Annotated in this window: 9 protein-coding genes, 2 tRNA genes and 2 rRNA genes (1 of these 13 only partly in view); 11 read left to right on the plus strand and 2 right to left on the minus strand. The window is 68.0% G+C overall.

What is annotated here, in order from left to right; translation table 11 throughout:
- Positions 1 to 127 precede the first annotated feature (127 nt).
- Positions 128 to 1,099, minus strand: coding sequence for a phosphoribosylaminoimidazolesuccinocarboxamide synthase (locus MNOD_RS17480; protein WP_015930264.1), 972 nt, complete (start codon positions 1,097 to 1,099; stop codon positions 128 to 130).
- Positions 1,100 to 1,404: 305 nt separating this feature from the next.
- Between MNOD_RS17480 and MNOD_RS17485 the strand changes: the two genes are divergently transcribed.
- The 7 genes from MNOD_RS17485 to MNOD_RS17515 all read left to right on the plus strand — a co-directional run bounded on the left by MNOD_RS17485 (position 1,405) and on the right by MNOD_RS17515 (position 7,162).
- Positions 1,405 to 1,686 carry a hypothetical protein gene (locus MNOD_RS17485; protein ID WP_015930265.1) on the plus strand — a complete coding sequence of 94 codons (282 nt, stop codon included), beginning with the start codon at positions 1,405 to 1,407 and terminating at the stop codon, positions 1,684 to 1,686.
- A 328-nt stretch (positions 1,687 to 2,014) separates the two neighbouring features.
- The gene (locus MNOD_RS17490) at positions 2,015 to 2,479 is read left to right on the plus strand and encodes a carboxymuconolactone decarboxylase family protein (RefSeq protein WP_015930266.1); all 465 of its coding nucleotides are present in this window, start codon (positions 2,015 to 2,017) and stop codon (positions 2,477 to 2,479) included.
- The gene (locus MNOD_RS17495; protein WP_015930267.1) at positions 2,469 to 3,341 is read left to right on the plus strand and encodes a sigma-70 family RNA polymerase sigma factor; all 873 of its coding nucleotides are present in this window, start codon (positions 2,469 to 2,471) and stop codon (positions 3,339 to 3,341) included. The genes MNOD_RS17490 and MNOD_RS17495 overlap by 11 nt, the downstream gene beginning before the upstream one ends.
- A gap of 287 nt (positions 3,342 to 3,628) precedes the next feature.
- Positions 3,629 to 3,946: a UxaA family hydrolase gene (locus MNOD_RS17500; RefSeq protein ID WP_015930268.1), complete on the plus strand. Its 318-nt coding sequence runs from the start codon at positions 3,629 to 3,631 to the stop codon at positions 3,944 to 3,946.
- A gap of 7 nt (positions 3,947 to 3,953) precedes the next feature.
- The gene (locus MNOD_RS17505; protein ID WP_015930269.1) at positions 3,954 to 5,234 is read left to right on the plus strand and encodes a UxaA family hydrolase; all 1,281 of its coding nucleotides are present in this window, start codon (positions 3,954 to 3,956) and stop codon (positions 5,232 to 5,234) included.
- A 35-nt stretch (positions 5,235 to 5,269) separates the two neighbouring features.
- Entirely contained in the window at positions 5,270 to 6,259 is a 990-nt protein-coding gene (locus tag MNOD_RS17510) for an Ldh family oxidoreductase (RefSeq protein WP_015930270.1), read from the plus strand.
- A gap of 147 nt (positions 6,260 to 6,406) precedes the next feature.
- A complete protein-coding gene (locus MNOD_RS17515) occupies positions 6,407 to 7,162 on the plus strand; it encodes a GntR family transcriptional regulator (protein ID WP_015930271.1) in 756 nt (251 codons plus the stop codon).
- A 135-nt stretch (positions 7,163 to 7,297) separates the two neighbouring features.
- On the opposite strand, the gene MNOD_RS17520 is transcribed toward MNOD_RS17515, so the two are convergent.
- On the minus strand, positions 7,298 to 8,251 hold the full coding sequence (locus MNOD_RS17520) for a DUF6328 family protein (protein WP_015930272.1): 954 nt from the start codon (positions 8,249 to 8,251) through the stop codon (positions 7,298 to 7,300).
- Between the two features lie 594 nt (positions 8,252 to 8,845).
- Between MNOD_RS17520 and MNOD_RS17525 the strand changes: the two genes are divergently transcribed.
- From MNOD_RS17525 to MNOD_RS17540, 4 genes are all read left to right on the plus strand, one after another.
- Positions 8,846 to 10,329 (plus strand): 16S ribosomal RNA (locus MNOD_RS17525).
- 144 nt (positions 10,330 to 10,473) lie between these two features.
- Positions 10,474 to 10,550 (plus strand) — tRNA-Ile (locus MNOD_RS17530).
- Positions 10,551 to 10,576: 26 nt separating this feature from the next.
- A tRNA-Ala gene (locus MNOD_RS17535) sits at positions 10,577 to 10,652 on the plus strand.
- Positions 10,653 to 10,908: 256 nt separating this feature from the next.
- A 23S ribosomal RNA gene (locus MNOD_RS17540) occupies positions 10,909 to 10,934 on the plus strand; it runs 2,784 nt beyond the window's last position.
- Together the 16S and 23S rRNA genes with 2 tRNA genes alongside form the textbook arrangement of a ribosomal RNA operon.

Genomic DNA, 10,934 nt, shown 5'->3' on the forward strand with positions numbered 1-10,934 from the left:
CCGGCCTCCGGCCGGCTGGTTGCGAGGGAACCGACGGTCTCCGAGCCGACCGTCGGTTTCTCTCCCGCCCCCTGTCCCGGACGATGGGCCGCGCGAAATCCGCATCACCCCCGCGGACCAAGCCCCCTCACAGATAGGCCCGCAGGTTGCGGCGGATGCGTTCGAGCGGCGCAAGCGAGAGATCCGGGAGTATGAAGGTCTCGCCGGTGATGGTCTCGAAGGCGCGGATGTAGACCGAGGCGGTTTCCAGCACCATCTCGGGCGGGATCGCCGGGATCGCGTCCCGATAGGGGTCGCAGCGGGCCACGACCCAGTTGCGGATGAAATCCTTGTCGAAGCTCTCCGGGGCCGTGCCGGCGGCGAAGCGCTCCGGGTAGCTGGCGGCGAACCAGTAGCGGCTGCTGTCGGGCGTGTGGATCTCGTCGGCCAGCACGATCCGGCCATCCGCATCCGTCCCGAACTCGTACTTGGTGTCGGCGAGGATGAGCCCGCGCCGGGCGGCGAGCTCCTGGCCGCGCGCGAACAGCGCAAGCGCGGCGCGGGACACCGTCTCCCACTGCTCCTGCGTCAGCAGCCCCTGGGCGAGGATCGCGTCGGGCGTCAGCGGCGTGTCGTGGCCGCCCTCCCCTGCCTTGGTGGTGGGCGTAAGGATCGCCTCCGGCAGGCGCTCGTTCGGCCGCATCCCGTCCGGCAGGCGGTGGCCGTACATCTCGCGCAAGCCCGCCCTGTACTGGGTCAGGATCGAGGTCGCGGTGGTCCCGGCGAGATAGCCGCGCACCACGATCTCCACCGGCAGGATGTCGAGGCGGCGGGCCACCACCACGTTCGGGTCGGGATAGTCCAGCACGTGGTTCGGGCAGAGGTCGCGGGTGGCCTCGAACCAGTAGCGCGCCGTCTGGGTGAGGACCTGCCCCTTGAACGGGATCGCGGCCAGGATGCGGTCGAAGGCGCTGATCCGGTCGCTGCTGATCAGGATGCGCCGCCCGTCGGGCAGGTCGTAATTGTCCCGCACCTTGCCGCGGGAATGGTTCGGCAGCTCCGGGAGGGTCGCCTCCGCCAGAACCCGATCCGCATAGGGCGCGAGGTCCGCCGCTCTCATGTGTGACGCTCCTTCGTGCCGCTCTCGCAGCGTTCGTGCCGCCGCATCCCGCGAGTGCCGCAGACCGGCCTCGGACGTCAACGCAGATCTTCCCGAGATGCGCGCCGGGTTCCTCGTAGCGGAACGCGTCCGCGAGGGCGTCGAGGCCGAAGCTGCGCGCGATGGTCCCGGTGAGGACGAGCGTGCGGATGCTGCACGCAGCCGGCGGTCGGCGAGTCTCGCGCCGCGGGGTGAACGGGCGACGAGCAGGATCGTTGGAACAGGAGGATAGATGCAGCGTGCGAGCCACATGGATGGAGTAGGACATGGCCGACCTCATACCGGGACGCAGGTCCGACAATACGGCCAGGCTCGAAATCCGCATTGGCGATCTGTTTTCCTACTCTCTCAACGCGCTTGAGCCTGATGATCTCACGTCCAGGGCGAATACGCTCCGCAAGCTGGACGAATTGATAGGCATGCTCCCGGACCAGGCTACGGGATTTCTTAAGGCGCTCAGAGATACGCTGGATACACGGCATAAGCCAAGATTATCCATCATCCAGGGTGGGAAGCGGGATCCGGCGATATGGGAGAGAACAGGCTGAAGGCCCGCAGCCCTGGCTTGGCTGCCGAAGCCATCTCGGTCGGCCGGCTCCGGCACGTGGCCGACTGGGGCGTCCGGCGCCCGGCCCGCAGCTTCGTCCTTCGGAGAGGCCGGCCCGCGCGCCCTGCGAGGACATGAAACGGAAGGTCGGACCGGGGCGGTTCAAGGCCATGCGGGAAGGAGCGAACCGGTCGGTTCCCGTCATGGGCGCGGCAGGGATTGCGGAGGGCATCGGTGCTGCACCACCGGTACTGAACCCGGCATGTCACACCCGGCAGGGGCCGATCGTCATGGTGGCAAGCGTGCATGGTGCACGCGGGAGATGGACCATGACCCCCCGTTTGCGGAACCCCCACAAGTTGGCGCCCGAGGGCATTCAGGCGATGCTTGCGCTGGAGGCGAGCTTCAAGGCAGGCCCTCTGGAGCACCGCCTGATGGAGCTCGTGAAGATGCGCGCCTCGCAGATCAACGGCTGCGCCTTCTGCATCCACATGCATGCGACCGATGCCCGCCGGCACGGCGAGACCGAGATGCGTCTCTACATGCTGAGCGCATGGCGCGAATCCAGCCTTTACAGCCCGCGCGAGCGCGCGGCGCTCGCCTGGACCGAGGCGCTGACCCGCGTCGCCGAGACCGGCGCCCCCGACGCCGATTATGCGCTGCTCGCCGCGGAGTTCAGCGAGGCCGAGCAGGTTCGGCTCACGCTCCTGATCGGCGCGATCAACGTCTGGAATCGGCTTCAGGTCGGCTTCCGGGTGCCGCATCCCGCGGAGGCGCCCCGTGATGCCGCCTGATGCGGCGACACGGGTCTTCGAGGCGCAGCGCCTGCGCCTCGTTCGCTTGGCCTACCGCATGCTCGGCTCCGTCGCGGAGGCGGAGGATGCGGTCCAGGATGCGTGGCTGCGCTGGCGGCGCGTCGAGGCGGAGGTGGACGAGCCCGCGGCCTACCTGACCCGCATCGTCACGCGGCTCTGCCTCGACCGGATGAAATCCGCACGGGCGCGCCGCGAGACCTATGTGGGCGCGTGGCTTCCCGAACCGCTGATGGGCACGACGCCGGAGGAGCCCGAGGACGACCTCACCCTGACCCTGATGCTCGCGCTCGAACGCCTCTCGCCGCTCGAACGCGCGGCCTTCCTGCTGCACGACGTCTTCGGCGTTCCCCTGAACGAGGTCGCCGGCACGCTCGGGCGGGAGGCGGCGGCGGTGCGCCAGCTTGCCGTCCGGGCGCGCCGGCATGTCCAGGCGGCGCGCCCGCGCTACACGGTCGAACGGGCCGAGGCCGAGCGCATCGCGACCGCCTTCTTCGCAGCCTCGCGCGACGGCGACACGCAGGCGCTCGGCCGGATGCTGGCCGCGGATGTCGTACTGCATTCGGATGGCGGCGGGCGGGTGATCGCCTTCCGCAACCCGATCGTCGGGATCGCGCGGGTCCTGCGGCTCTATGCGGGGCTGCAGCGCAAGCATGGGCCCGCGGTGCCGCAGCTCCTGCGCCCGATCTGGATCGACGGCCTTCCCGGCTATGTCAGCATCGATCGCGGCGCGATCCTGCAGACGACGGCGCTGGCGATCGAGGACGGGCGCATCGCCGCGATCTACATCGTGCGCAATCCGGACAAGCTGCGGCATGTGGGGCGGATCCTGGCCGACGGCTGAACCCGTCCGGCCTCTCGCGGGGGCAGCACGGCAGGTGCCGTTGCGCATGCCGATGCGCCTGTCGCCCGCAGCGGTGGGCGCATCGCGACAGTCTTATATAAGATAGATCTTTTTGCGCAATCGAGGCGCGCGAGCAGCCCTGCGCAGCCTGATAGTTCAAGGCGGAAGCTTCGCCCTTGCAGCCGGATTCTCAGGGGTCGGGCGGGGCGGTTGACGGCGCTGGAATCCGATGTCTTATAGAAGACTTCCGGCCAGGGAATCTGACGGCCGGCCCGGGAGGAGACAGGATGAGCAGTCACGCCGCTTCGGGCGGGGGGCGGACCCACCCGCACCTTCTCGCCCACAGCCCGCTCGACAACGTCGCCGTGGCGGTGGTCGAGGATCTCAAGGCCGGCACGGCCGCCTTCGGCGTCGTTACGCAGGACAACTCGACCTTCGAGGTCGAGGTCCGGCACGACATCCCGATCGGCCACAAGGTGGCGCTCGCCGACCTCAAGACCGGCGACACGGCGATCAAGTATGGCCAGGATATCGGCAGGGTCATCAAGGACGTGGCCAAGGGCGAGCACGTCCATGTTCACAATGTCAAGACGAAGCGCTGGTGAGGTGATCATGTCCAAAACCGCTGCCACGCTCGCCTCCGAGATCGCCAGCCCCTTCGCGGGCGGCGCCCCCGACCAGTTCGCCACCAAAGCCCTGCCCGCCGCCCGCGCCTCGGCAGACTACCGCAACGCCACCTTCATGGGCTGGCGGCGCGAGAACGGCCGCGTGGGCGTGCGCAACCACGTGGTGCTGCTGCCCCTCGACGACCTCTCCAACGCCGCCTGCGAGGCGGTCGCGAACCTCGTCAAGGGCACGATGGCGCTGCCCCATTCCTATGGCCGGCTGCAGTTCGGCGAGGACCTGGAGCTGCATTTCCGCACCCTGATCGGCATCGGCTCGAACCCGAACGTCGCCGCCGTGGTGGTGATCGGCATCGAGGACCAGTGGACCAACCGCGTCGTCGCGGGCATCGCCCGGACCGGCAAGCCGGTGGTGGGCTTCGGCATCGAGGGCCACGGCGACATCGCCACCATCGCCAAGGCGAGCTACCAGGCCAAGCGCCTCGTGCAATGGGCGACCGAGCTGCCGCGCGAGCGCTGCCCGATCGCGGATCTCTGGGTCTCGACCAAGTGCGGCGAGTCCGACACCACCACGGGCCTGTCCTCCTGCCCCACCGTCGGCAACCTCTACGACAAGCTGATCCCGCTCGGCATCTACGGCGTCTTCGGCGAGACCTCCGAGATCACCGGCGCCGAGCATCTCTGCCGCGAGCGCGCCGCCACGCCGGACGTGGCGGAGAAGTGGTACGCGATGTGGAAGGCCTATCAGGACGAGGTGATCGAGGCGCACAAGACCGATGACCTCTCGGACAGCCAGCCCACCAAGGGCAACATCGTGGGCGGGCTCACCACCATTGAGGAGAAGGCGCTCGGCAACCTGGAGAAGATCGGCCACACCTCGCGCTTCATCGACGCGCTGAAGCCCGCCGAGGCGCCCGCGAAGGGGCCGGGCCTCTACTTCATGGACACGTCCTCGGCGGCGGCCGAATGCGTGACCCTGATGGCGGCGGCGGGCTACGTGGTGCACACCTTCCCGACCGGCCAGGGCAACGTCATCGGCAACCCGATCCTTCCGGTGATCAAGATCTCGGGCAATCCGCGCACCGTGCGCACCATGGGCGAGCACATCGACGTCGATGTCTCGGGCGTGCTGACGCGGGAGATGACGATCAGCCAAGCGGGTGACGCACTGATCGACATGGTGGTGCGCACTGCCAACGGCCGGCTCACCGCTGCCGAGGCGCTCGGCCACCGGGAATTCGTGATGACCAAGCTCTACCGCAGCGCCTGAGCATCCGAGGCACCGCCTCACGGAGGGCAGACCCGATGCCGATCCTCACCCTTGCGGCCGCCCACGACCTCGCCGCCGCGGCGCTGATCAGCTGCGGGGCGAGCCCGAATGCGGCCGCCAGCACGGCCCGGGCCCTCGTCGGCGCCGAGGCCGACGGGCTGAAGGGGCACGGCCTGTCGCGGCTGCCCGCCTACGCGGCGCAACTGCGCCGCGGCAAGGTGGTGGGCGATGCCGTCCCGGTGGTCACCCGGCCGCGGCCCGGCCTCCTGGCGATCGATGCCGCGCACGGCTTCGCCTATCCGGCCCTCGACGCGGCCGTGGCGCAGCTGCCGGCGGTAGCGCGGGCGCAGGGCCTTGCGGCGGCTGGCATTCGCCGCTCGCACCATTGCGGCGCGGCCGGGCGGCCCGTCGAGGCGCTCGCCGCACAGGGGCTCGTCGCGTTGCTGTTCGCCAACACGCCCGCCGCGATGGCTCCCTGGGGCGGGGCAAAAGCGGTGTTCGGCACCAACCCGATCGCCTTCGCCTGCCCGCTGCCGGGCCGCGCCCCGATCGTGGTCGATCTCTCCCTCTCGAAGGTCGCGCGGGGCAACATCATGGCGGCCCGGCAGCGCGGCGAGGCCATCCCGGAGGGCTGGGCGCTCGACGCGGAGGGCCGCCCCACCACCGATCCGGCCGCCGCCCTCGCCGGCACCATGGTGCCCCTCGGCGACGCCAAGGGTACGGCGCTCGCGCTGATGGTCGAGCTGCTTGCCGCCGGGCTGACGGGCGGGCGCTACGCCGCCGAGGCGAGCTCGTTCCTCGACGCCGAGGGCGAGCCGCCGGGCACCGGCCAGCTTCTCATCGCGATCGACGCCACCGCCTTCGGCGACGGAACCCTGGCACGCTTCGCGGCGCTCGCGGCGTCGATCGAGGCGCAGGAGGGGGCTCGCCTCCCGGGGGCCCGCCGTCTCGCCCTGCGCGCCCGGGCGGAAGCCGAGGGGGTGAGCATTCCCGATGCCCTCCTGGCGGAGATCCGGTCGCTGTGAGCGAAGGCTACCCAATCTCATTGTCTGTGGCTTGCTCCGCTCCTCCGATTGCCAGCCTCAGACCCGCGCTCTAACGAGGAGAGGGAGACTGTGCCGAGTACGGATGCGACCGCATCTCCCAGGGGTGAGGAGCGGCGTCGGGACGAGATGAGGCGATCGGGCTCAGGCCCTTCGACCGATGCGCCGCGCGGCGAGACCGTGGGATATCGGCCGCTCTACCGGCAGGTCTACGACACACTGCTGCGCCGCCTCGCCGACGCGGTCTGGCAGCCTGGCCAGTTGCTGCCGAGCGAGGGGCAACTCGCCGCCGAACTCGGGGTCAGCCAGGGGACGGTGCGCAAGGCCCTGGACGCCCTGACCGCCGACAGCCTGCTGGTGCGCCGCCAGGGACGCGGCACCTTCGTGGCCGAGCACGACGACCAGCAGAGCGTTTTTCGCTTCTTCAAGCTGCGGCCGGATGCGGACGGGGGCGGGATCCCCGACAGCCGCGTGCTGGCGCTCTCCCGGGGCACGGCGAATGGCGACGAGCGCGAGCGCCTCGATCTGCCCCGGACGGCCCAGGTGGTTCGGATCGAGCGCCTGCGCTCCGTCGCCGGCCGGCTCTGCGTGTGCGAGACGATCAGCCTGCCGGAGAGTCTGTTTCCGGGCATTGCCGAGCTTTCGCTCCCCAACACGCTCTACAGCCTCTACGCGACGCGGTTCGGGATCACCATCGGGACCGCCCGCGAGCGTCTCAAGGCGATCCTGCTGCCGGCCCGCGAGGCCGCCCTGCTGGAGATGCCGGAAGGAACGCCCGCCCTGGAGATCGACCGCGTCGCGATGGACCTGGAGGAGCGCCCGGTGGAGTGGCGCCTCTCCCTCTGCCTGACGCAGGACATGCATTACCTCTCGGTCCTGCGCTGATCCTGCGGCGGGGTGGGCCGGTCACGGCGACGGATTGCCGTCTGTGGCGCACCGGTGAGGGAGGATGTGATGGTGCATCACGCCGGGATGCGCCGCGATGATCTCCGCGGCGGGCCGCATCTCCGGGCAGCCCGCCTATCGGGGGGCGCCTCTCGTTTGCGGGAACGGGCGTCTCCGTGCTTGCCGTCGGCGAAGGACGAGGGGCGTCACGTGCCACAGGCCGACGAGCCCGCAGAGTGACAGTCCCGCCGCAGCGATTCCCCAGGATCCGGACCCGACGACCTTCGCCACGACGACCCCGAGATCAGCCGAGATCCCGAGCGCCAGCGTCACGCTCGCGGCCAGCAGGAAGCGCGTGCCCAGCCGGTGGAACTCCGCTGTGTCCTCGCCCGCATAGACGATCCGGTGGAAGGCGGCGGGCGCGATGAGCCAGATCACCGTGAGGGCGATCAGGCCGAGGGCGGCGAGGTGGATGATCCGGGCGGCGAGCGGCAGGGTCTCGAATGCTTCCGTGAAGGTGATGACGAGCTGGAATCCGAGCAGCGCCTGCGCGCCGGGCAGGATCACGCGGGCCTCGGTCAGCATCTGCTCGATCTTCACGTCGAGGGGCGTTGGTCCGGGCTCGGGTTCGGAATCGGCCATGGCGCGCTCACGGCCGCCCGTGCGGCGTGCCCGCGCCGCCTCGAGCCCGAACCAGAACGTGAGCGCCAGCGCGCCGAAGACGAGACCGGCGGAGATGCCGGCCCAGAGCCCGAGCACCCGCTCCACGGCAAGGAAGAGATCCGCCCCGAGGACGAGCGCGAAGGGCACGAGGGACAGGCTGGCGCATCGCCCGATGACCCGCAGGATCCGCCGTGTGTCCTGGCCGCCCTCGACCATCCGGTGCCTCACCGAGGGTGTGATCAACAGGGCGAGCGTGAGTGTGATCAGGCCGAGCGCCGCGCACCAGACCAGGCTGTCGTGGGGCGGCAGCTTGGCGATCGCCGGACGGAACGCGCCCTGGAGCTGAAAGCCGAGCAGGATCTGCGACCCGAGGATCAGGATGCGGCTCTCGTCGAGGGCGACTTTCACCTTTTTCGACAGGGACATGCACGCGCTGAGCTGGCACCGTTGACGGGCCCCGACAACGCGCGCCCGCTGGCGTGGTTCCGCGTTTCCGCAAGCCGCCGGCGAACCCGCGCTCGGCTTGAAGAGCGGTGCGGTCGTCCCCACATGGGGCTGAGGCGCCGCGGCTCCTGGAGCGCGGCCCCTCCCCTCCCCTTTTCGCGCACCCCCGGCCGGTCCTGCCGGAGCGGCGGGGCATCGGCCGGATCGGGGCGGTTGACAGCCTCTCGGGAGCCGACTATACGGGCGCCTCCTTCGACGGGCCCCAGCAATCCGGGGCCAAAATCGAAGGTTAGAGAAGGTTAGAAAAAGGGACTTGCCAGGTTCGACCGGTTCGGTATAGAGGACGGCAAGTTCTCTTGGTCGAGATACTCTGGCGAAAGCCGGTTCTGCTCTTTGACAAGTGCATCGGAGGAAGAGAAGCGTGGACGGCGTTGTCCTTGCGGGCTGGGGCTTGGGCCCTGGCCGGAGCAGGATGAGGCGCCGGTCCGACGTTTCTGGAAGCTCACCGATCCGGGGCAACCCGGGATCGAGTGTGCCCTGTCAATGTTGTGATCGAGCGTTTTGAGGTCAGCTCTTCAAGGTGAGAGTTTGATCCTGGCTCAGAGCGAACGCTGGCGGCAGGCTTAACACATGCAAGTCGAGCGGGCCCTGCGGGGTCAGCGGCAGACGGGTGAGTAACGCGTGGGAACGTGCCCTTCGGTTCGGAACAACCCTGGGAAACTAGGGCTAATACCGGATACGTCCGCAAGGAGAAAGGCTTGACTGCCGAAGGATCGGCCCGCGTCTGATTAGCTGGTTGGTGGGGTAACGGCTCACCAAGGCGACGATCAGTAGCTGGTCTGAGAGGATGATCAGCCACACTGGGACTGAGACACGGCCCAGACTCCTACGGGAGGCAGCAGTGGGGAATATTGGACAATGGGCGCAAGCCTGATCCAGCCATGCCGCGTGAGTGATGACGGCCTTAGGGTTGTAAAGCTCTTTTCTTCGGGACGATAATGACGGTACCGGAGGAATAAGCCCCGGCTAACTTCGTGCCAGCAGCCGCGGTAATACGAAGGGGGCTAGCGTTGCTCGGAATCACTGGGCGTAAAGGGCGCGTAGGCGGCTCGCCAAGTCGGGGGTGAAAGCCCGTGGCTCAACCACGGAATGGCCTTCGATACTGGCGGGCTTGAGACCGGAAGAGGACAGCGGAACTGCGAGTGTAGAGGTGAAATTCGTAGATATTCGCAAGAACACCAGTGGCGAAGGCGGCTGTCTGGTCCGGTTCTGACGCTGAGGCGCGAAAGCGTGGGGAGCAAACAGGATTAGATACCCTGGTAGTCCACGCTGTAAACGATGAATGCTAGCCGTTGGGGTGCATGCACCTCAGTGGCGCCGCTAACGCTTTAAGCATTCCGCCTGGGGAGTACGGTCGCAAGATTAAAACTCAAAGGAATTGACGGGGGCCCGCACAAGCGGTGGAGCATGTGGTTTAATTCGAAGCAACGCGCAGAACCTTACCATCCCTTGACATGGCAGGCTACGTGGAGAGATTCACGGTTCCCTTCGGGGACCTGCACACAGGTGCTGCATGGCTGTCGTCAGCTCGTGTCGTGAGATGTTGGGTTAAGTCCCGCAACGAGCGCAACCCTCGCCCTTAGTTGCCATCATTGAGTTGGGCACTCTAGGGGGACTGCCGGTGATAAGCCGCGAGGAAGGTGGGGATGACGTCAAGTCCTCATGGCCCTTACGGGATGGGCTACACACGTGCTACAATGGCGGTGACAATGGGAAGCGAAGGGGCGACCTGGAGCAAATCCCCAAAAGCCGTCTCAGTTCAGATTGCACTCTGCAACTCGAGTGCATGAAGGCGGAATCGCTAGTAATCGTGGATCAGCACGCCACGGTGAATACGTTCCCGGGCCTTGTACACACCGCCCGTCACACCATGGGAGTTGGTCTTACCCGACGGCGCTGCGCCAACCGCGAGGGGGCAGGCGACCACGGTAGGGTCAGCGACTGGGGTGAAGTCGTAACAAGGTAGCCGTAGGGGAACCTGCGGCTGGATCACCTCCTTTCTAAGGATGCTGGTGGACGTGGGTGCGCTCACTCTCCCGGCGTCGTTGGATCATACGAGGCCGGTCAGGCCTCGATTGGCGGGACGCGCCGTCCTCGTTTCTCTTTCTCCGCCTTTCCGGGGGATTGGCTGATGCCAATCCCTGGGGCCTGTAGCTCAGGTGGTTAGAGCGCACCCCTGATAAGGGTGAGGTCGGACGTTCGAGTCGTCCCAGGCCCACCAGATCGCCGGGGCTGCGATCGCCGCGCGGGGCTGTAGCTCAGTTGGGAGAGCGCGTGCTTTGCAAGCATGAGGTCGTCGGTTCGATCCCGTCCAGCTCCACCACTCTCCTCTCGGGGTGCGGTGTCGAGCGGCGGATCCGGGCGCCGGAAGGGCAACGGGTTTCGCGCCGCCGCGATGCGGCCGGCGCGGATGTTTGACATCGTGAAGAGGGAATGCGTCCAGGGGTCCGGCGAGAGCCGGGGCTCTGGAGGTGTTCGGCAAGCATACACGGCAGGGTGCCGAAAGGGCCCTGCCGCTGGTCTTGACGTGACCGTGGCCGGAAGCGAGCCTTGCTCGCCCGGACACCGATCATGAGAGCGATCAAGTGCCTTAAGAGCATTCGGT

It is taken from the genome of Methylobacterium nodulans ORS 2060, assembly GCF_000022085.1.
Lineage (GTDB): Bacteria > Pseudomonadota > Alphaproteobacteria > Rhizobiales > Beijerinckiaceae > Methylobacterium > Methylobacterium nodulans.

What these genes read in the sequence shown, in the direction of transcription:
- MNOD_RS17480 (WP_015930264.1), bottom strand. Translation starts at nt 1,099, where the DNA reads ATGAGAGCGGCGGACCTCGCGCCCTATGCGGATCGGGTTCTGGCGGAG.
- MNOD_RS17485 (WP_015930265.1), top strand. Translation starts at nt 1,405, where the DNA reads ATGGCCGACCTCATACCGGGACGCAGGTCCGACAATACGGCCAGGCTC.
- MNOD_RS17490 (WP_015930266.1), top strand. Translation starts at nt 2,015, where the DNA reads ATGACCCCCCGTTTGCGGAACCCCCACAAGTTGGCGCCCGAGGGCATT.
- MNOD_RS17495 (WP_015930267.1), top strand. Translation starts at nt 2,469, where the DNA reads ATGCCGCCTGATGCGGCGACACGGGTCTTCGAGGCGCAGCGCCTGCGC.
- MNOD_RS17500 (WP_015930268.1), top strand. Translation starts at nt 3,629, where the DNA reads ATGAGCAGTCACGCCGCTTCGGGCGGGGGGCGGACCCACCCGCACCTT.
- MNOD_RS17505 (WP_015930269.1), top strand. Translation starts at nt 3,954, where the DNA reads ATGTCCAAAACCGCTGCCACGCTCGCCTCCGAGATCGCCAGCCCCTTC.
- MNOD_RS17510 (WP_015930270.1), top strand. Translation starts at nt 5,270, where the DNA reads ATGCCGATCCTCACCCTTGCGGCCGCCCACGACCTCGCCGCCGCGGCG.
- MNOD_RS17515 (WP_015930271.1), top strand. Translation starts at nt 6,407, where the DNA reads ATGAGGCGATCGGGCTCAGGCCCTTCGACCGATGCGCCGCGCGGCGAG.
- MNOD_RS17520 (WP_015930272.1), bottom strand. Translation starts at nt 8,251, where the DNA reads ATGTCCCTGTCGAAAAAGGTGAAAGTCGCCCTCGACGAGAGCCGCATC.